Genomic DNA, 18,346 nt, shown 5'->3' on the forward strand with positions numbered 1-18,346 from the left:
GCGGCGTTGCGAGCCTATTCCGTCGTATTCCGGTGCCGACGCGCCTCCCGAGAGCAGGCATAACGTGGCACGGAAATTGATGTTGATTCTCCAGGCCCGTTGGTATGGAGAATGACATGCACGTCGCGTCCGAATTCGCCGCCTGCTCCGAAGACGAGATCAAGGCGCTGCTCGATGGCGGCACGCTGACCGTCTATTCGGTCGCACGCCCAATCACCGCCGATCGTCCGGTCGATCGCAGCGGCGTGCTCGCCACGTTCAAGTTCGCGAGCCCTGCCTTTGGTGGCGACGCCGGCGGTGTCAATCTCGTTGCCAATCCTGTGCCGGCCAGCAGTGTCGGCACGCCGGGCTTTGCCCGCGCCTGCAACGCGGACGGAAGCGTGGTGGCGGATTTCTCGGCTGGTCCCGGCCCGCGCGAGGTCAAGTTCGCCGAGGTCTCGTGCTCGCAAGGCGCGCCGGTCAAGATCACTGCGTTCAAGCTCATCGCCGAGGGCGGCTGGCCGGAGCGGCCCGATTACTACGACGCTCATCCCCGCCCGGGCTTTGCCATGCCGATGGTGCCGTGATGGCGATCCTGGTCAAGACCACGCAGGACGGCCGCAGGCTCGAGGTCGTCGGGCTCGCGATCACGCTGGGCGGCAAGCTCGAAGCGAACGAGCTGATCGAGGTGAAGGATCATCCCTATCGCCGCGCGATCCACGCTGCCGCACCGGAGGCAACCCACATGGCCGGCCGCGTGCCGCTGACCCAAGAGGAAGCCGAAATCGTCTTCGCCGCGTTCAGGCGGGCGGAAGCCGACATGCTCGCCAATCCCGTGGCGATCCACGAACGCTTCCGCATCGCTGCAATGATGAAGGCGCGTGAGCAGGGGATCGAGTGAGGCGGAGGACGCCGTTCGTCACACGTCAATTGATCAGCTGTCTGCGCCGTCGATAGGCGCCCGCCTCGCCGACCTCGAACATTGCCCCGATTCCGGGATGTCGGACCGGCTCGCCGGAATCGTCGGGCTCGAGGTCACGTTCGGCGATACTTGCCACATAGGGGACCTCGTCGTCCTCGGCAAACAGCCGGTAGATCAGACCGGTTGCCGTCCCGTTGGTCACCGGTTCTCCATCCGTCCCCGCAAATGACGTGTCGACGTCGAAGATGACACCGCGCATCGCATAGAGACGATGCCGGATCACCTGGCCGATATTGTATCTGGCGAACTGTGTCTTGGTCATCGTTCGTCCGGCCCCGCTGCCCTCAGGCCGCCGCAGGGGCATGGGTCTGGCAATTGGTCGGGCAGACCCGGGCACAGGCGCCGCAACCGATGCAGGCGCCGTCGTCATTCATGACCATGACCTTCTTCTCGACCTCGTCGTCGTCGTCATCGAGGTCGATCATCTCGCCGTCCTCGTTGAGGCCTTTCAGCGTCATGACCTCGCGGCCGCAGACCTTGTAGCAGCGGCCGCAGCCGATGCACTTCTTCGGGTCGATCGAGACCAGGTAATCCGGCCTCCAATCGCGGCCGTCGCGGGTTGCATGGGACATGGTCGGGATCCGGTCAGGCCTTTTCCAGCGACTTGAGTTCCTCGCGCTTGCGCTCCAGCTCGGAGAAAGCGTCGTGGGCCTTCTGAGCCACGCCCAGAATGGAGGTCCAGTTGATCGGAAGCTCCTCGGAGAGATCGTGGAGGTCCATCTTGGCCTGCGTGGCCTTGGCCGACAGCTTCTTGATCTCGGCCTTCAAGGTTTCAGGATCGCTCATGCTTAACCTCAATAGTTTGCCACGTCGGGGAATTTTCGGATCATCTCGACGGCGCCGGCGACGTATTTGTCGCCCTCGGCGGCGAGCTTGGCCAAATTGTCGAAGCCGTAGCGATGCACGTCGCGCAGCTGCTTGTTGACGACGATGAGACGACCGCCGATCAGGACCATGCGGCCGAATCCCTCGTGATGCATCTTCAGCATCGGCGAGATCATCACCCCGGTCGCCTTCTCGACCGACAGTGCGACCGCGTTGAAGAACAACTCCATCCGCCAGATCGTGTCCGGATCGGGGTCGCCGACGATCGGCAAGGCGCGCCGCTTCTCCTTGTCGAGAATGTAGGGCTCGAGCAGATCGAGGTCCTTCTTGCCCTCCCAGGCACCGTGGGTGTCCTGGGCCCGCCACACACTGACGAGTTCCTTGATGAACGGCGCATTGGCCGCTGCGTCCGGTTCAACGAGTTCAGCCGCTTCGGTCATGATGTTTCCCCTCAGTCTTCCAAATCAAAGCTGCGTTCCTGATCCTTGGCGAGGACCTTGCGCAGCCAGGGCGGCGGCGTGCCCTTCAGAACGTCCTCGAGCTTGACGCAGAGATCGGCGATCGCTTCGGGCTGCGCCACCTTCATCGGGTGGATGTTGTTGGCGACGACCCGCGCCGCGCCGGAGCCGCCGATCGCCGCGACATAGAGGATCGTGCAATCCTTGATCGCCTCGATCTTCGGCGCCAGCTTGTCCTCGTTGCCGTCCTCCTTGAGGTCGCCGTCGAACTGGATGGCCTCGACGAAGCGGTGCCCTTCGGGGCTGACGTCGTAGATGGCGATGTTCTTGGCCCAGCCGAAATGCGCATCGACGCGCATCAGATCCTGGGTGGCAAAGGCGACTTTCATCGATCTGATCCCTCTTCTTCGCTTAATGCAGTTGAGGCGGGACGACCTGAAGGCCGGCCCCGGTGTTCCGCCAGGTATCAGGCGTCGGCTGATGATTGTTTTCGCGGTCGGCGATGACGAGATTGGCGAGGTCGAACACCAGGTCGCGGGTGCCGCGGTAGCCCACCGACATCAGATGCCCGGCACCGAGGCGGTCGAACATCGGGAAACCCGCACGATAGAACGGGATCTTCAGGCGGGAGGCCGCCTGGCGACCGTGCGAATGGGTGATCAGCAGGTCGCAGTCACGTGCCTTCGCAAGTTCCTCGAGATCCTCGAGATCGCCGATCAGGACCTCATGGGTCTTGACGCGCTCCAGCACGGGCGAGGCCGTGGTGGTCACCGCGGCCGCGACCTCGGCGCCCATCTCGTGCAACATGCTCGACAGGTCGAACAGCAGATCGGGCTCGGCGCCGATCGCGAGCTTGCGGCCGCCGATGTGGAAATGCGCGTCCAGCATCGCGTCCGCAAGCTGGCCGCGCTGACGGCGGTACTTCACAGGCACCGGCCGCCCGCTGATCTCGCTCAGGAACACGATGAACTCGTCATTGGGGATCAGGCCGCAGAGCCGCTCGAACAGCCGGAACGGCACGCCGGTCCGCTCCTGCATGGCCTCCGCCGCGCGCTCCATCTGCGCGCCGATCGCGATCGTCCAGGCCGCCTGTCCCATGGTGGCGATCTCGTCGACGCCGATGCCGCCGATCGTGGTCGGCGTGAACTCGTCAGGGATATGGCCGTCGAGCGAGCCGGCGAGATCCGGCAGGAAGGACGGCTTGAGCCCGAAATCCTCGATGATCGTACGCAGTTCGTCGAGGTCGCCGGGCGTGAGGTGACAGCCCGGTAGCACGTTGACGCGTACGGGATCGCGCACGGTCCCCGCCTCGACCGGATCGACCAGCACCTCGACCATGCGCGCCACGGTCTTCTCCCAGCCGTCCTGGAAGGCGCCCTTGAAGTCGGGCGTGGAGACGTAGACCAGCGGGAACTTTTCCAGCTGCGGATGCTTCTGCCGGATCAGGCGGATGAAGCCCTCGACGTCGTCGCCCTTGGTCTCGGTGACGCCGGTGGAATTGATGCCGATGATCTCGGGCTTGGTGCGGTTGTAGATGTTGAGGATCGCCTGTTCGACGTTCTCGTAGCCGCCGAGCACGGTCGCGACCTCGCTCATCGCGGTGGTCTGCATCGGCACGGCTTCCTTGAAATGCCGCACGAACAGCGTCAGCCCGAACGAGGTGCAGCCCTGCGAGCCATGCAGCAACGGCATCGCGCCGCGCAAGCCCATGAAAGCGAAGGAGCCGCCGATCGGCTGGCTCATCTTGAGCGGATTGACCGAACAGGCCTTTTTGGACGTGGTGACGATCGCCATGACGAGCGCCCTACTCCGCTGCCTGAAGAACCGGAGTCGGCTGCGCGGCCAGAATGTCCTCTATCCGCCCCTTGCAGGCGCCGCAGCCGCCGGAGGCGTTGGTCCGTTCCTTCACTCCGTCGACCGTGGTGAGACCGTGCGCGGCAATGGCATCCTCGATGGCGCCGAGCTCGACGGTCTTGCAGAAACAGATCTTCTTGGCGCGGCGCGTCTCCTCGGCACGGGCCGGATCGGCCGCGATCTCGGCCGCCTGCGCGTCCATCTGCGCCATCGCCTTGGTCTGCCAATTGGCGCCGGCGTCATCCCACGGCGCCGGCCTTCGGAGCTGCGCCCACATCGGATTGTAGAGCGCCTTGTCGATCTCCTCCATCAGCTCGACCATGCCGATGTAGCCCATATAGCCGTGGCTGCGCTCCTGGTTGATGTCGAGCCACGGCATCGCTGCCTTCAGCGCGACGAACTGCGACTTGCCGCCGGACAGCATGATGTCGGCTCGCGCGTCCTTCAGCATCTTGTACATCTCGCGCGGCGTCATGTCCTCGATCATGTGGGCGTCCTGGCCCATCAGCTCCTTGATCCGCTCCTTGTCCTCCTTGGTGGACTTCTTGACGGAGGTGCCGACGATTTCGAGCCCCGCCTCCTGGAGTGCTGCGACCACCGACCAGGATTTGACGCCGCCGGTGATCAGCAGCACTTTCTTGTCCTTGAAGCGCGGCTTGAAGCGTTCGATCGCAGCCCAAGCCTTGGCCTCCTCGCGCGCGATCACCGCCTCGGTGCGCTCCATCAGCTCCGCCGGCGCGCCGCGCTCGATCAGCATCCGCGCGATCTCGCGCAGCGAATCGCTGGAATCCTGGATTCCGTAGAACGAGCCCTCGAAAAACGGAATGCCGTAGCGCTCCTCCATCTTGCGGGCGACGTTGATCATTGCCTTGGAGCACACCATCATCGCGGCCTTGGCGCGGTGCGAATAGGCCAGCTCGCGGTATTTGCCGTCGCCCGAGATACAGGAGAGGATGCGGATGCCGAGCTCGTCGAGCAGCGGCTTGATCTGCCAGAACTCGCCCGAGAGATTGTACTCGCCGATGATATTGATGTCGTAGGGCGTGGTGTAGTCGGGCTCCTCGGTGCCGATCACGTGCTCGAGCAGCGCTTCGCCTGCGAGCTTGTTGCCGAGGTTCTTCGGACCGACGAAGCCTGGTGAATTGACGGGAATGACCGGCTTGCCGAACTTCGTCGCGGCAGCCTTGCAAACGGCATTGATATCGTCGCCGATCATGGCGGGAACGCAGGTCTGGTAGACGAAGATCGCCGGCGGATCGTACTTCTCGATGACCTCCTTGATCGCCTTGTAGAGCCGCTTCTCGCCGCCGAACACGATGTCGGTCTCGTTCATGTCGGTGGTGAAGCTCCTGCGCCAGAGATCGGAGCCGGATGATGCCGAACCGCGGTTGTCCCAGGAATTTCCCTCGCAGGCGATCGGGCCATGGACGAGATGGGCGACGTCGGTGAAGGGTTGGAGCGCGATCTTGGCGCCGTCGAAGGCGCAGCCTCCAGCGGCACCGCCCGGCTGCAGCTGCTTGGTGCAGCCCTTCTTGCGCTCGGCCTCCGTCTTGTTGGCGTTCTTGCCGCAACCCGGCTCGTTGAAGACATCCTGGATGGTGGCCGACAGCGAAGTCATTCGTCTCTCCTATCCACTGACCCGTTGCGCGAGCGCCGTGCCCCGCAATCTCGATCATTTTGGCTAGACTTGCCGCCGCCGCCGATTGCCTCGGGCGGCGGCGGATCGTTCTCGCCGCCTCAGCGGATGATATCGAAGCTGTAATCGGTCTTGGCCGGCACGTTGGTGTTCTTGTCGATCTCGTCGAAGATCTTGTCGAGAATCTTGACCAGAACGTTCATGCCGCCCTGATAGCCCCACACCGGATAGCGGTGGTGGTGATGGCGATCGAACACCGGGAAACCAATGCGGATCAGCGGCGTGCCGGTGTCGCGCTCCAGATACTTGCCGTAAGTGTTGCCGATCAGGAAATCGACCGGCTCGGTGAACAGCAGCGAACGCATGTGCCAGAGATCCTTGCCCGGATACGCATGGCAATTCTTGCCGAACGGCGAGCTGTCGAACAGCGCCTGCATCTTCTCCGCCCAGGCTTTGCTGCCGTTGGTGGAGAGCACGTGCGTCGGCTCGGCGCCGAGCTCAAGCAGGAATGCCGCAAGCCCGTAGCAGAGGTCCGGATCGCCGTAGATCGCGAACTTCTTGCCATGGATATGCGCACTGGAATCGGCCATGGCATCGACCAGGCGGCCGCGCTCCTGCTCCAGAGCCTTCGCAATCGGCTTGCCGGTGATCCGCGACAGCGTCATCAGGAGCTCGTCGGTGGCGCTGACGCCGACCGGGTGGTTGAAAGCCGCAACCTCCTGGCCGTGGTTCGCGATGAAGGGCAACGTCTTCTCCGTGCAATATTGCTGCATGGAAATGGTCGCCTTGGCATGGATCGCGTTCGCGGCGTCTTCCAGCGTGGTGCCGCCGTCATACATGCGGAACTCGCCGTCGGTCGGGGTGTCGAACACGTCGCTGTTGTCCGCCAGGATCGTGTACTCGATCCCCATCAGCTCGAAGATGCGCTTCATCTCGCGGATGTTGCCGACGGTGTAGCCGTCGAAGCCGCCGATGAAATTGATCTTGCCGTTCTCCTTGCGCTCGAGCTTCGGTGCGGTACCGGCCTTGCCATCCCAGAAATGATCCAGAATGCCCTTGAGCGCGTTGTCGTAGCCGGTCACATGGCTGCCGACGAAGGCCGGCGTATGGGCGAAGGGAACGTCGTACTCGGCCGGAACCGAGCCCTTCTCCTTTGCGGTCTTGATGAAGGCGTTGAGATCGTCGCCGATCACCTCGGCCATGCAGGTGGTCGAGACCGCGATCATCTTCGGCTTGTACATATTGTAGGTGTTGGCAAGCCCGTCGATCATGTTGTTCAGGCCGCCGAACACCGCCGCGTCTTCCGTCATCGACGAGGAAACGCAGGAGCTCGGTTCCTTGAAGTGGCGCGAGAGATGGCTGCGGTAATAGGCGACGCAGCCCTGCGAGCCGTGCACGAAGGGCAGCGTGCCCTCGAAGCCGACCGCCACGAACACGGCGCCGAGAGGCTGGCAGGCCTTGGCGGGATTGACGGTCAGGGCCTCGCGAGCAAAGTTCTTCTCGCGATATTCGGGCGTCTTGGCCCATTCGCGGATGCGTTCGACTTCCGCCGGGTCGTGCGGATTCTCGAACAGCGTCTTCTTGTTGGCCAGCATCTGCTGGTATTCGGGACCCCGGAACAGCTCGAAATGATCGAGCACGTGTTCGGCATTCTGTGTCATCTTGGCACCTTCGTTTGGATGTCGTGTTCGATCGCCTGTCGTTCGGCTCTTCCCGTGGTTCGGGAAGAGCCGACGTCGCCTCTGCTATTCAGCCGCCATCAGGCTCGGCCGCGGGGCATCCTTCCAGGGTGCCCTGGTCTTCTTCCAGATCGGGGAATTGATCGCCATGTCCATGTCGCGGGCGAAGATCGCGAACCCGTCATAGCCGTGATAGGGGCCGGAATAGTCCCAGGAGTGCATCTGCCGGAACGGCACGCCCATCTTCTGGAAGACGTACTTTTCCTTGATGCCGGAGCCGACGAGATCGGGCTGGATCTTCTCGACGAAGCGCTCGAACTCATAGCCGGTAACGTCGTCATAGATCAGCGTGCCGTCCTTGACGTAGTGCTGGGCGGTGCGCTGGTAATCGTCGTTGTGGCCGAACTCGTAGCCGGTGCCGACGACTTCCATGCCGAGGTCTTCGTACGCACCGATGACGTGGCGCGGACGCAAGCCCCCGACGAACAGCATCACCGTCTTGCCTTCGAGGCGGGGGCGATACTTGGCGATCACCGCATCCATCAGCGGCTGGTACTTCGCGATGACGCGTTCGGCGCCTTCCTTGATCTTGTCGTCGAAGAAGCTGGCGATCTTGCGCAGAGATTCCGCGATCTTGGAGGGGCCGAAGAAGTTGTACTCGCACCAGGGAATGCCGAACTTCTCTTCCATGTGGCGGGAGATGTAGTTCATCGAGCGGTAGCAGTGCAGGACGTTGAGCTTCGCCTTGGGTGTCGCTTCCAGCTCCGCGAGGCTGCCGTCACCCGACCATTGCGCGATCACGCGCAAGCCCATCTCCTCGAGCAGGATGCGCGAGGACCATGCGTCGCCACCAATGTTGTAGTCGCCGATGATCGCGACGTCATAGGGCGTGGATTCGAACGCCGGCTTGGCCTCCGGATTAACCTTGTCGAAGATCCAGTCACGAACGGCGTCGTTGGCGATGTGGTGACCAAGCGACTGCGAGACGCCGCGGAAGCCTTCGCAGCGGACCGGAACGATGGTCTTGCCGTCATACTCCTTGGACTTCACTTTCGAGACCGCTTCGATATCGTCGCCAATCAGTCCGATCGGGCATTCCGACTGGATGGTGATGCCGTGGTTGAGCGGGAACAACTCCTGGATCTCGTCGATGATCTTGGCGAGCTTCTTGTCGCCGCCGAACACGATGTCCTTCTCCTGGAAGTCGGAGGTGAACTGCATGGTGACGAAGGTATCGATGCCGGTCGTGCCGATGTAGTAGTTGCGCCGGGCGGCCCAGGAATATTGGCCGCAGCCGACCGGGCCGTGGCTGATGTGGATCATGTCCTTGATCGGCCCCCACACGACGCCCTTGGAGCCGGCATAGGCGCAGCCGCGAATGGTCATCACGCCGGGGATGGACTTCAGATTCGACTTGACGCCGCAATCGGACTTGCCGGCCTCGTGCACGTTGAGATGCTTGGCACGGCGCTTGGCGGTCTTCTCCGGATAGACCTTCAAGACCTCGTCGATCAGTTGCTTGTTGCGGGCCTTGATCTCTGCAACGCTCTGGGTGGTTGCTAGGCTCATGCGAATATCCCTCGGTTATCCCTGTGTGAACGATTGGACGCCTCAACCGGCGCGCCGCTCTCGCGATCTCTTTCCGCGAGGTCGCCTTGCACAGGGACTTTTGCAACGAGTGTGCCAGCGTCTTCCGAAGGCAGAAAACGTAGCGATTGAAGAAGGATAGCGTTGACGCTCGCGATTGTTGCAAACCCGACATCGCATCATGCCGACATGCGCTTGAACGGAGGCCTGTTCGAAACGAAACAATGCGCGCTGTCGGCGGCGCCATCGGACTTGGATTTTCTTGCCGAAAGCACCGACCCCGCTGCGGTACGGAGCTTGCTTGATGCGCCTCACCAACCAAACGAGGCGATCATGCCGCTTGAAACCAGATCTCCGCCAACGCCGATCGACGACATCATCGAGAACTTCTCACTGCTCGATGAATGGGACGACCGCTATCGTTACGTCATCGAGCTCGGGCGCAAGCTGGCGCCGTTTCCGGACGACCAGCGCACTGACGCCAACAAGGTGCAGGGCTGCGTCAGCCAGGTCTGGCTGGCGACCACCGTCGGGCACCGGGACGGACGGCCGCTCCTCAGCTTTGCCGGCGACAGCGATGCTCACATCGTCCGCGGCTTGGTCGCGATCCTGATCGCCCTCCTGTCGGGGAGATCCGCGCAGGAGATCGCCGGCGAAGATCCCCTCGCCTTGTTCGAGCGCCTCGGGCTCGGCGAGCACCTGACGCCACAGCGCTCGAACGGCTTCCGGTCGATGGTGTCGCGGATGCGGGCGGACGCGACCGCGGCGCTGGCTGAAGCCGTGTCATGACGGCAGTGCGTCAGGCAGCGTCGAAGGCGGTCCCCATTCGCACCATTTCGTGGCCTCGCATGATGACGAACACCGACCGGGCCACGAACTCGACCGTGTAGTAGATCTCGCCGAGGAAACGCCAGCTCTCGCGGACGACACCGGTATCGCCCGGATGCACCAGCGGCTCGCCGACGTCCTTGTGCGGATACATGCCGTCGTTCCTGATCACGGCGGTAGCGCGGACCGGCTCGCCAGACGCGAACTCCCCGGTGAAGCGCCGCTCCATGTTGCGCACCGTCCGGCGGCGACGGGCGTCGCAGACGATACGAGCCACGGGCCGCTGTCTTGCGGCAATCCGATCGCTCATGAGAACAGCTCCTGGGCCTTGACCAAGGCCTCGGCCAGAGCATCGACTTCCTCCAAGGTGTTGTAGAGCGCGAACGAGGCGCGGCAGGTCGCGGTGACGCCGAAGCGGTCGAGCAGCGGCATCGCGCAATGGGTCCCGGCGCGCACCGCCACGCCGGACCGGTCGATCACGGTTGCGAAGTCGTGGGCGTGCGCGTTCTTCATCTCGAACGACACGAGCGCACCCTTGTCGGCGGCCGTCCCGATGATCCGCAATGAATTGATCCCGCGCAGCCGCTCCTGGGCATAGGTCAGCAGGCTGCGCTCATGTCTGCGGATTCGTTCCTTGCCGATCGACTGGACATAGTCGACCGCGGCGCCGAGGCCGATGGCCTGCACGATCGGCGGGGTTCCCGCCTCGAAACGGTGCGGCGGCTCGCCATAGGTGACAGTCTCGCACGAGACCTCGCGGATCATCTCGCCGCCGCCATTGAACGGGGACATGGTCGCCAGATGCTGGTACTTGCCATAGAGCGCGCCGATGCCGGTCGGTCCGTACAGCTTGTGGCCGGTGATGACGTAGAAGTCGCAGTCGAGATCGCGGACGTCGACGTCCATGTGGACGGCGGCTTGCGAGCCGTCGACCAGGACGGGAATGCCGCGCGCATGAGCCAGGCCAATGACCTCCTTGACCGGAACGACGCTGCCCAGCACGTTCGACATCTGGGTGATCGCGACCAGCCTGGTCCGCGCGTTCAGCAGCTTCGCGAACTCGTCGATCAGGAAATTGCCGTCGTCGTCGACCGGCGCCCATCTGATCACCGCGCCCTGCCGTTCCCGCAGGAAGTGCCAGGGCACGATGTTGGAATGGTGCTCCATGATCGAGAGCACGATCTCGTCGCCCGCGCCGATCCTTTCACGGCCGAACGTCTGGGCCACCAGATTGATCGCCTCGGTGGCGCCGCGGGTGAAGATCACCTCCTCGCGCCGCTCCGCATTGAGGAATCTCGCGACCTTGTCGCGCGCGCCCTCATAGGCCTCCGTTGCGGCATTGGCGAGGTAGTGCAGGCCGCGATGCACATTGGCATATTCGCTGGCATAGGCCTGCGTCAGCCGATCGAGCACAGCGTTCGGCTTCTGCGCCGAGGCCGCGTTGTCGAGATAGACCAGGTTCTTGCCGTGCACCTGCATCGACAGGATCGGGAAATCCTGGCGGACGCGGTTGACGTCATAGCTGCCGTTACTCACCGCCGGATGCATGGGATCATTCCCGTCCCTTGAGCCAGGCGAACATCGCCCGGGACAGCGCCTCGCGCAGATCTTCGCGCACGACCGCGTCGATCACCTCGCCGATGAAAGCCTGGATCAGCAGCGCTTCGGCTTCCCTTTCCGGAATGCCGCGCGCCATCAGATAGAATTTCAACTGGTCGTCCAGCGCGCCGGTGGTGGTGCCGTGGCCGCACTGGACGTCGTCTGCGAATATCTCGAGCTCGGGTTTGCAATTGGCGACAGCCTCGTCCGACAGGAGCAGGGCCCGCGCCATCATCCTGGCATCGGTCTGCTGCGCGCCCGGTCGCACGGTGATCCTGCCCTGGAACACGGCCCGCGCCTCGTCGTCGACCACGGCCTTGAACACTTCGCGGCTCTGCGACCCGGCGGCGACGTGGTCCAGGACGAGCGTGGTATCGGCGTGCTGGCGGCCGGAGAGGAGACTGGCCTGATGCACGCTGGCTGTGGTCCCCTCGCCCGCGACCTTCAGGAAGATCTGGTTGCGCACCACCGCGCCGCCGGCCGCGAAGCCGAATTCGCGGTAGTCCGCGCCGGCTCCAATCGAGGCCTCCAGCGTGGCGATATGCAGCGCCGCCGTACCTTCACCGGTGATCTTGATGTGGTCGAGGCGAGCCTTGTCAGCGATGTTGATTTGCAACGCCGCGTTGACCTGATAGTCGGATTGATCCGGGCCTTCATGCGTCTCGACCAACGTGAGCGCGGCCGCGCTGCCGAGCTCCAGTCGCGATCGAGTGAACATCGCGGCGGGCACGGTGCCGGTCGTCACAAAGACAAGATGGATCGCCCGTTCGACGGCGACATCAGCGGCAACTGTGATCACGACGCCGTCGGCGGCGAGTGCGGTGTTGAGCGCTGCGGCCGGATCGGTCCCGGCCATCTCGAGCGGTAGAACCATCTCGTCCGCGCTCAGCGCCTCGGCGGTCGCGCGAATCCTGACCCCGGATTCGAGACCGGCAAGATCGGAGAGTTCCGGCACGAAGGCGCCGTCGACGATCAGGAGCCGGCGCAAGTCGAGGCCGGCGAAGACCGCGCCGGCGTTGCGGGCAGCGGTCCAAGCGTCCGCGTCGGGGCGCGGCGCCAACGCCTTGGCATCGCGTACCAAACGCCGCAGGTCGGTATACTTCCAGGCCTCGACGCGGGAGTTCGGTAGCCCCTGCGCCACGAAGCGGTCGAAAGCATCGCGCCGGACAGCCTCGATATCTCGGCCACCAGGCAAGCTCTGCCGTACGGCCGCGAACAGATCGGCGAACCCGATCTCGGCGGCGGTCTTCACGGGGCGGATCTCGGCATTCATGGGTCAGGCCGCTTCGTTCTGATATTGCGCGTAGCCGGTCGCTTCCAGTTCGAGCGCAAGCTCCTTGCCCCCGGTCTTCACGATGCGGCCTGCCGACAGCACGTGCACGACATCGGGTACAATGTAGTCGAGCAGTCTCTGGTAGTGCGTGATGACGATCATGCCGCGATCCGAGGCACGCAGGCGATTGACGCCGTCGGCGACGATGCGTAGCGCGTCGATGTCGAGGCCGGAATCGGTCTCGTCCAGCACGCAGAGTTTTGGTTCCAGCAGCGCCATCTGCAGCGTCTCGTTACGCTTCTTCTCGCCGCCGGAGAAGCCGACATTGAGCGGGCGCTTCAACATCTCGGGGTCGATGTTGAGCTGCTTGGCGAGCTCGCGCACCCGCTTCAGCACGTCAGGCGACGACAGCTCTTCCTCGCCACGCTTCCTGCGTTGGGCATTCAGCGCCGTGCGCAGGAATGTCAGCGTGGCGACACCGGGGATTTCGAGCGGATATTGAAAGGCCAGGAACAGCCCCTTGGCGGCGCGCTCGTCGGGATCCATGGCCAGCAGATCCTCACCGTTGAAGAGCACCTCGCCGCCGGTGATCTCGTAGCCCGGCTTGCCGGAGAGGACATAGGACAGCGTCGATTTGCCGGCACCGTTCGGGCCCATGATCGCATGAATCTCGCCCTTGTTTACGGTGAGATCGAGCCCGTTCAAGATCTGGCGACCGTCGATCTCGGCCTTCAGTCCACGAATCTCCAGGAGCGCCGTCATCATACTTCTCCTTGCTTGCTGGGTCCGACGATCATCATCCGACACTTCCTTCAAGCGAGATCGAGATCAGCTTCTGCGCTTCCACCGCGAATTCCATCGGCAGCTGCTGCAGCACGTCCTTGACGAAGCCGTTGACGACGAGGCCGACCGCCTCTTCCTGGGAGAGGCCGCGCTGGATGCAGTAGAACAGCACGTCCTCGGAGATCTTCGAGGTCGTCGCCTCGTGCTCGAACGTCGCCGAGGAGTTCTTGGCCTCGATGTACGGAACGGTGTGCGCGCCGCATTTGTCGCCGATCAGCAGCGAGTCGCAGGCGGTGAAGTTGCGCGCGCCGGTCGCCTTCCGATGCGCGGTGACGAGACCGCGATAGGTGTTCTGCGACTTGCCGGCGGCGATGCCCTTGGAGATGATGCGGCTCGACGTGTTCTTGCCGAGATGGATCATCTTGGTGCCCGAGTCGACCTGCTGGAAGCCGTTCGAGATCGCGATCGAGTAGAACTCGCCACGGGAATTGTCCCCGCGCAGGATGCAGCTCGGATATTTCCAGGTGATCGCCGAACCCGTCTCGACCTGGGTCCAGGAGATCTTGGAATTGTTGCCGCGGCAGTCGCCACGCTTGGTGACGAAATTGTAGATGCCGCCCTTGCCCTCGGAATTGCCCGGGTACCAGTTCTGCACCGTCGAATATTTGATCTCGGCATCGTCATGGGCGACGAGCTCGACCACGGCCGCATGCAGCTGGTTCTCGTCGCGCTGCGGCGCGGTGCAGCCTTCGAGATAGGAGACGTAGGCGCCCTTGTCGGCGATGATCAGCGTGCGCTCGAACTGGCCGGTGTTGCGCTCGTTGATGCGGAAATAGGTCGACAGCTCCATCGGGCAACGCACGCCCGGCGGCACGTAGACGAACGAGCCGTCCGAGAACACCGCCGAGTTCAACGTCGCATAGAAATTGTCGGAGGTCGGAACCACCGATCCCAGATATTTTTGCACCAGCTCGGGATGCTCGCGGATCGCTTCCGAGATCGGCATGAAGATCACGCCTGCCTTCTTCAGCTCCGCCTTGAAGGTGGTCGCAACCGAGACCGAATCGAAGACCGCATCGACCGCGATCTTGCGGCGCGCCGGATCTTCCTCGCCCACCTTGGGCTCGACGCCCTCGAGCATGGCGACTTCCCGCAAGGGGATGCCGAGCTTCTCGTAGGTCTTCAGGATCTCCGGATCGATCTCGTCGAGCGAGGTGACCGTCTTCTTCGGCTTCGGCGCGGCGTAATAATACAGGTCCTGGAAGTCGATCTTGGGATAGTCGACGCGGGCCCAGGTCGGCTCCTGCATGGTCAGCCAGCGCCGATAGGCCTCCAGCCGCCACTGCAGCATCCAGGCGGGCTCGTTCTTCTTCTCGGAGATGAACTTGACGGTCTCTTCCGACAACCCCTTGGGGGCCTTGTCGGACTCGATCAGGGTTTCAAACCCATAACGATACTGGTCGACGTCGATGCCGCGAACCCGCTCGATGGTCTCCTGGACTGCCGCCATCTATCGCCTCGCTTGCACAATTGACCTCGGAGCCTGCTGCATCGGTCCACCCTCACGCCGGGATGCAGGTGTCGGGGACCGGACAGACCACCGCGCATTGCGCCGTGTCGAAATGCCCCTCGCACTCGGTGCACTTCTTCGGATCGATTACGTACATGTCGCGCTTGAGGCTGATCGCGGCGTTCGGGCACTCGAACTCACACGCACCGCAAACCGTACATTGCGAGGCGACGATCTTGTAGGCCATGTTGTTCGACTCCTTGAATGGGCGATGCCGTCGGACATCTCTCTTCAAGCGTCGTGCCAATCGTGAAGCGTTGGAAACTCAACGATAATTTGCCCGGAACCGGTTGTCGTGGCCCCGACAGCATGTCGCATCTGCGACAGTCGCCGTCAGAGCCGCTTGACCTCGATGCCGTGCTTCTTCAGCGCGTAGCCGATCTGGCGCGGCGTCAGACCGAGCAGGCGAGCGGCCTTGGCCTGAACCCAACCCGACCTCTCCATGGCGGCAACGACACTGTCGCGGTCGGTCACATTGCCGACCAACGAGACCGGAGCAACATCGGATCCCGGGGCAGCCGGCTCGACGGACGTCGGAATTTCGCGTGCCCTCTCGCGCTGAGCGGCCGCCGGCAGGACGGAAAGCGGCACAATCGGCAGCGAGCGCTGCTGCGTGCTCTCGGACGTCCCGTTCCATAACATGGCGGACAGGCACTGGCTGTGACAGCAGGCGAAATCGTTCCTGACGATCTCAGGCCCGGGCGCCAGTGTCGCCGTGCGCTGCACGCAATTCTCGAGCTCGCGCACGTTGCCGGGGAAGCCACAACCCATCAGGACCTCGATCGCGTGCCGATCGAAGCTCAGCGCGCGGCCGTTCTCGGTGTTGAAGTTCTTCAGAAACTCGTTGGCCAGCAATGGAATATCACTGCGCCGCTCGCGCAGGGGCGGCAACATCATCGGAACGACGCTGATGCGATAATAGAGATCGGCGCGGAATTCGTTGCGCGTAACCGCCTCCTCCAGGTTGCGGTTGGTCGCGGCGATGACGCGGACATCGACCTTGATGGTCTGGTTGCCGCCGACCCGCTCGAACTCCTGCTCCTGCAGCACCCGAAGGAGCTTGGCCTGGAACGAGCCCGAGATCTCACCGATCTCGTCGAGGAAGAGGGTACCCTTGTCGGCGAGCTCGAACCTGCCCTTGCGGGAATTCAGCGCGCCTGTGAAGGCGCCTTTCTCGTGGCCGAACAGCTCGGATTCCAGCACCGACTCCGGCAGAGCCGCGCAGTTGATCTTGACGAACGGGCGCTTTGCGCGCGGCGACAATTCGTGAATGGCCTTCGCGATCAGCTCCTTGCCGGTGCCGGATTCGCCACGCAGCAAGACGGTCGAGTTCGACTTCGCCACGACGGCGATCTTTTCCAGCAGCCCGCGCAGTGCCGGGCTGTCACCGATGATGCCTTCGACGTGGACCCTGCGGCGATCGCGCGTGGGCTTGAGCTCGGACAGCTCCTTCTGAAGCCGATAGCTCTCATGCATCAGCCGCTCGCGGTCCTGCGCAACCACGCGGTGTAGCTTCACGGTCTGGCCGATCAGATTGGCGACCATGGTCAGCAGGCGGACGTCGGAATCAAGCCGATACATCGACCGCTCGTCCCAAACCCGATCGATCGTCAGGGTACCGACGACCTTGGCATCGATACGGATCGGCACGCCGATGAACGACACTCGCGTCGTCTCCGAGGCGCCGAGGGTCACCGCATCAGCCGGACCGAAGGCGGGATGGGTGACGATGTTTTCCGCGACCAGCGGCATGGCGGTCGCGACGATCTGGTCGACCGCCTTTTGCGGCAACCGCCCCCGGTAGCGCTCGTCGCTGCCTTCACTCCAACCGGCGCCAACCGCAAGATCGGGAATGCCGTCATCGGCGAGCAGTGCAACGACGCCATGGCGCATCTGGAGAAACGATTGCAGGAGGTTTACGACGTTGGCGAGCGTCGTCTCCAGCCGCGTCGGCGCCGTCAATATCTTGGAAATCTCGAAAATGCCGGTCAGCGCGATCTCGTTGAGCGGCACGATCGGCGCGGTCCGATCGGCAGGGGAGCGTTCAACCAAGGGAGCAGCGTGAAGCATGACGGACTCTCCGTTGCCTGTTACATCCTCCCGGCGGCCTTCTTTGGAATTTTTCGTATTCTGATTCATGTCGTGTCGGGAGTCGCGCTCAACTTGTCAGCATCGCTGCAAAAAGATTCCGTCGCACTTGCACGCTTTGTGATCCGTTTCGCGGAATTTGCCGTCCGAATGGGCGTCACGCGCCAAAGTGGGATTACCGCATTGATCCAGCGCAAATCGGCAAAGTTTCTTCTGCGATCGGCGCCTGCCGTTTGATCACACGTGCTGCCCTCCGTTGATCGGTACTTCCGCACCTGTGACGTAGCTGGCTGCATCCGAGCACAGGAAGAAAATCACCTTGGCGACCTCGTCGGGCGTACCGACACGGTGCAGCGGGATGATCGGCGCCAGTTGGGCCTCGGTCTCCGGCGAGAGGATATCGGTCTTGATCTCGCCGGGCGCAATCGCATTGACGCGAATTCCGAACGGCGCGTAATCGTGCGCCATCTCGCGGGTGAGACACGCGAGCGCGGCTTTCGACGTCGCATAGGCGGTGCCGGCAAACGGATGTACCCGCGAACCTACGATCGAGGTGACGTTGACGATCGAACCGGTGGCCCGCTTCAATTCCTCCACCAAACCCTGCGCGAACAGGATCGGCGCGAGCAGATTGACGTGGAAAACGCTCATCCAGGTTTCCACCGGCGTCGTCAGCGAATTCAGCCGCGAGCCGTTGGCGGCCTTGGGCGAAATGCCGGCATTGTTGATCAACGCGTGCAGTGGTCCACCGTCGAGCCGCTCCTTGATCTCGGCGACCGCGCGCGGTAGGGCGCGCTGGTCACTCAATTCGACCTGCACATGATTGTCCGTCCCCGAATCCCACGGACAGCGCTCGCCATCGAAGGCCTGCCGGGAGCAGGTGATGATCCGCCAGCCGGACTCGGAAAACAGTTTTCCCGTCGCATGGCCGATACCGCGCGACGCGCCGGTCAGCACCAGCGTCTTCCGTTCGCCGCCTGGCGCGCGCGCTTTGTCGCCGTGAAACGGGCACAGGGCAACGTCGAGCGCAGACGCACCATCCGGCGCAGCATCGCGATCCAGCAGATCGAGCGTCACGTCAGCTCCTCACTGCGTCCGATCGGACGCCCGACAATTACGACGGGACCAACTTTGCAGGATTTGGGCCACGCACCCAATCGTTGCGCTTTTGCCTGCTTGATGTCGGCTTCTCGACACGATGGAAG

21 protein-coding genes are annotated in these 18,346 nt (G+C 63.2%); 4 read left to right on the plus strand and 17 right to left on the minus strand.

Translation table 11 applies throughout. The features are described 5' to 3' along the window. Positions 1-116: 116 nt before the first annotated feature. Together SE92_RS10770 and SE92_RS10775 are read left to right on the plus strand one after the other, a co-directional pair. Entirely contained in the window at positions 117-566 is a 450-nt protein-coding gene (locus tag SE92_RS10770) for a hypothetical protein (protein WP_063203456.1), read from the plus strand. After that, positions 566-880: a hypothetical protein gene (locus tag SE92_RS10775; protein WP_063195677.1), complete on the plus strand. Its 315-nt coding sequence runs from the start codon at positions 566-568 to the stop codon at positions 878-880. The genes SE92_RS10770 and SE92_RS10775 overlap by 1 nt, the downstream gene beginning before the upstream one ends. 25 nt (positions 881-905) lie before the next feature. Here the strand turns inward: SE92_RS10775 and hspQ are convergent, their stop codons facing one another. The 9 genes from hspQ to nifD all read right to left on the minus strand — a co-directional run bounded on the left by hspQ (position 906) and on the right by nifD (position 8,982). Beyond that, positions 906-1,223 carry a heat shock protein HspQ gene (hspQ, locus tag SE92_RS10780; RefSeq protein WP_063195678.1) on the minus strand — a complete coding sequence of 106 codons (318 nt, stop codon included), beginning with the start codon at positions 1,221-1,223 and terminating at the stop codon, positions 906-908. Between the two features lie 22 nt (positions 1,224-1,245). After that, positions 1,246-1,533 carry a ferredoxin III, nif-specific gene (gene fdxB / locus SE92_RS10785; protein WP_063195679.1) on the minus strand — a complete coding sequence of 96 codons (288 nt, stop codon included), beginning with the start codon at positions 1,531-1,533 and terminating at the stop codon, positions 1,246-1,248. A 13-nt stretch (positions 1,534-1,546) separates the two neighbouring features. Further along, positions 1,547-1,747 carry a CCE_0567 family metalloprotein gene (locus SE92_RS10790; protein ID WP_063195680.1) on the minus strand — a complete coding sequence of 67 codons (201 nt, stop codon included), beginning with the start codon at positions 1,745-1,747 and terminating at the stop codon, positions 1,547-1,549. An 8-nt stretch (positions 1,748-1,755) separates the two neighbouring features. Then, positions 1,756-2,226 (minus strand): NifX-associated nitrogen fixation protein, encoded by a 471-nt coding sequence (locus tag SE92_RS10795; RefSeq protein ID WP_063195681.1) that lies wholly within the window; start codon positions 2,224-2,226, stop codon positions 1,756-1,758. An 11-nt stretch (positions 2,227-2,237) separates the two neighbouring features. After that, complete coding sequence (gene nifX, locus SE92_RS10800) at positions 2,238-2,633, minus strand: nitrogen fixation protein NifX (protein ID WP_063195682.1); 396 nt, start codon at positions 2,631-2,633, stop codon at positions 2,238-2,240. A gap of 22 nt (positions 2,634-2,655) precedes the next feature. Beyond that, the gene (gene nifN / locus SE92_RS10805; protein ID WP_063195683.1) at positions 2,656-4,038 is read right to left on the minus strand and encodes a nitrogenase iron-molybdenum cofactor biosynthesis protein NifN; all 1,383 of its coding nucleotides are present in this window, start codon (positions 4,036-4,038) and stop codon (positions 2,656-2,658) included. Positions 4,039-4,048: 10 nt separating this feature from the next. Continuing rightward, positions 4,049-5,716 carry a nitrogenase iron-molybdenum cofactor biosynthesis protein NifE gene (gene nifE, locus SE92_RS10810; protein ID WP_063195684.1) on the minus strand — a complete coding sequence of 556 codons (1,668 nt, stop codon included), beginning with the start codon at positions 5,714-5,716 and terminating at the stop codon, positions 4,049-4,051. A 119-nt stretch (positions 5,717-5,835) separates the two neighbouring features. Beyond that, the gene (gene nifK / locus SE92_RS10815) at positions 5,836-7,395 is read right to left on the minus strand and encodes a nitrogenase molybdenum-iron protein subunit beta (protein ID WP_063195685.1); all 1,560 of its coding nucleotides are present in this window, start codon (positions 7,393-7,395) and stop codon (positions 5,836-5,838) included. 84 nt (positions 7,396-7,479) lie between these two features. Continuing rightward, positions 7,480-8,982: a nitrogenase molybdenum-iron protein alpha chain gene (gene nifD / locus SE92_RS10820; RefSeq protein ID WP_063195686.1), complete on the minus strand. Its 1,503-nt coding sequence runs from the start codon at positions 8,980-8,982 to the stop codon at positions 7,480-7,482. A 351-nt stretch (positions 8,983-9,333) separates the two neighbouring features. On the opposite strand from nifD, the gene SE92_RS10825 reads away from it, so the two are divergent. Then, positions 9,334-9,789, plus strand: a complete 456-nt coding sequence (locus SE92_RS10825) for a SufE family protein (protein WP_063203457.1) — start codon at positions 9,334-9,336, stop codon at positions 9,787-9,789. Positions 9,790-9,799: 10 nt separating this feature from the next. On the opposite strand, the gene SE92_RS10830 is transcribed toward SE92_RS10825, so the two are convergent. The 7 genes from SE92_RS10830 to nifA all read right to left on the minus strand — a co-directional run bounded on the left by SE92_RS10830 (position 9,800) and on the right by nifA (position 17,123). Beyond that, positions 9,800-10,138 carry a nitrogen fixation protein NifZ gene (locus SE92_RS10830; RefSeq protein WP_245324539.1) on the minus strand — a complete coding sequence of 113 codons (339 nt, stop codon included), beginning with the start codon at positions 10,136-10,138 and terminating at the stop codon, positions 9,800-9,802. Further along, positions 10,135-11,376, minus strand: coding sequence for a cysteine desulfurase (locus SE92_RS10835; protein WP_063195687.1), 1,242 nt, complete (start codon positions 11,374-11,376; stop codon positions 10,135-10,137). Before SE92_RS10835 ends, SE92_RS10830 begins: the two co-directional genes overlap by 4 nt. A 4-nt stretch (positions 11,377-11,380) precedes the next feature. After that, the gene (sufD, locus tag SE92_RS10840) at positions 11,381-12,700 is read right to left on the minus strand and encodes a Fe-S cluster assembly protein SufD (protein WP_063195688.1); all 1,320 of its coding nucleotides are present in this window, start codon (positions 12,698-12,700) and stop codon (positions 11,381-11,383) included. Positions 12,701-12,703: 3 nt separating this feature from the next. Further along, on the minus strand, positions 12,704-13,462 hold the full coding sequence (gene sufC / locus SE92_RS10845) for a Fe-S cluster assembly ATPase SufC (protein WP_063203459.1): 759 nt from the start codon (positions 13,460-13,462) through the stop codon (positions 12,704-12,706). Positions 13,463-13,496: 34 nt separating this feature from the next. Further along, on the minus strand, positions 13,497-14,993 hold the full coding sequence (sufB, locus tag SE92_RS10850; protein ID WP_063195689.1) for a Fe-S cluster assembly protein SufB: 1,497 nt from the start codon (positions 14,991-14,993) through the stop codon (positions 13,497-13,499). A 52-nt stretch (positions 14,994-15,045) separates the two neighbouring features. Then, complete coding sequence (locus SE92_RS10855; protein WP_283806763.1) at positions 15,046-15,288, minus strand: 4Fe-4S binding protein; 243 nt, start codon at positions 15,286-15,288, stop codon at positions 15,046-15,048. A gap of 98 nt (positions 15,289-15,386) precedes the next feature. Continuing rightward, positions 15,387-17,123 (minus strand): nif-specific transcriptional activator NifA, encoded by a 1,737-nt coding sequence (gene nifA / locus SE92_RS10860; protein ID WP_063195690.1) that lies wholly within the window; start codon positions 17,121-17,123, stop codon positions 15,387-15,389. Here nifA and SE92_RS35775 point away from each other — a divergent pair. Next, complete coding sequence (locus SE92_RS35775; RefSeq protein WP_157095315.1) at positions 17,115-17,378, plus strand: hypothetical protein; 264 nt, start codon at positions 17,115-17,117, stop codon at positions 17,376-17,378. The genes nifA and SE92_RS35775 overlap by 9 nt on opposite strands. Here the strand turns inward: SE92_RS35775 and SE92_RS10865 are convergent, their stop codons facing one another. Next, on the minus strand, positions 17,379-18,218 hold the full coding sequence (locus SE92_RS10865) for an SDR family NAD(P)-dependent oxidoreductase (RefSeq protein ID WP_063195691.1): 840 nt from the start codon (positions 18,216-18,218) through the stop codon (positions 17,379-17,381). Positions 18,219-18,346: the final 128 nt, after the last annotated feature.

Origin of the sequence: Bradyrhizobium sp. AT1 (assembly GCF_001590795.1) — a bacterium.
Taxonomy (GTDB): domain Bacteria; phylum Pseudomonadota; class Alphaproteobacteria; order Rhizobiales; family Xanthobacteraceae; genus Bradyrhizobium.

Excerpts from the sequence above, each read along its gene's own strand:
- SE92_RS10770 (WP_063203456.1), top strand. The coding sequence starts at position 117 with ATGCACGTCGCGTCCGAATTCGCCGCCTGCTCCGAAGACGAGATCAAG.
- SE92_RS10775 (WP_063195677.1), top strand. The coding sequence starts at position 566 with ATGGCGATCCTGGTCAAGACCACGCAGGACGGCCGCAGGCTCGAGGTC.
- hspQ (WP_063195678.1), bottom strand. The coding sequence starts at position 1,223 with ATGACCAAGACACAGTTCGCCAGATACAATATCGGCCAGGTGATCCGG.
- fdxB (WP_063195679.1), bottom strand. The coding sequence starts at position 1,533 with ATGTCCCATGCAACCCGCGACGGCCGCGATTGGAGGCCGGATTACCTG.
- SE92_RS10790 (WP_063195680.1), bottom strand. The coding sequence starts at position 1,747 with ATGAGCGATCCTGAAACCTTGAAGGCCGAGATCAAGAAGCTGTCGGCC.
- SE92_RS10795 (WP_063195681.1), bottom strand. The coding sequence starts at position 2,226 with ATGACCGAAGCGGCTGAACTCGTTGAACCGGACGCAGCGGCCAATGCG.
- nifX (WP_063195682.1), bottom strand. The coding sequence starts at position 2,633 with ATGAAAGTCGCCTTTGCCACCCAGGATCTGATGCGCGTCGATGCGCAT.
- nifN (WP_063195683.1), bottom strand. The coding sequence starts at position 4,038 with ATGGCGATCGTCACCACGTCCAAAAAGGCCTGTTCGGTCAATCCGCTC.
- nifE (WP_063195684.1), bottom strand. The coding sequence starts at position 5,716 with ATGACTTCGCTGTCGGCCACCATCCAGGATGTCTTCAACGAGCCGGGT.
- nifK (WP_063195685.1), bottom strand. The coding sequence starts at position 7,395 with ATGACACAGAATGCCGAACACGTGCTCGATCATTTCGAGCTGTTCCGG.
- nifD (WP_063195686.1), bottom strand. The coding sequence starts at position 8,982 with ATGAGCCTAGCAACCACCCAGAGCGTTGCAGAGATCAAGGCCCGCAAC.
- SE92_RS10825 (WP_063203457.1), top strand. The coding sequence starts at position 9,334 with ATGCCGCTTGAAACCAGATCTCCGCCAACGCCGATCGACGACATCATC.
- SE92_RS10830 (WP_245324539.1), bottom strand. The coding sequence starts at position 10,138 with ATGAGCGATCGGATTGCCGCAAGACAGCGGCCCGTGGCTCGTATCGTC.
- SE92_RS10835 (WP_063195687.1), bottom strand. The coding sequence starts at position 11,376 with ATGCATCCGGCGGTGAGTAACGGCAGCTATGACGTCAACCGCGTCCGC.
- sufD (WP_063195688.1), bottom strand. The coding sequence starts at position 12,700 with ATGAATGCCGAGATCCGCCCCGTGAAGACCGCCGCCGAGATCGGGTTC.
- sufC (WP_063203459.1), bottom strand. The coding sequence starts at position 13,462 with ATGACGGCGCTCCTGGAGATTCGTGGACTGAAGGCCGAGATCGACGGT.
- sufB (WP_063195689.1), bottom strand. The coding sequence starts at position 14,993 with ATGGCGGCAGTCCAGGAGACCATCGAGCGGGTTCGCGGCATCGACGTC.
- nifA (WP_063195690.1), bottom strand. The coding sequence starts at position 17,123 with ATGCTTCACGCTGCTCCCTTGGTTGAACGCTCCCCTGCCGATCGGACC.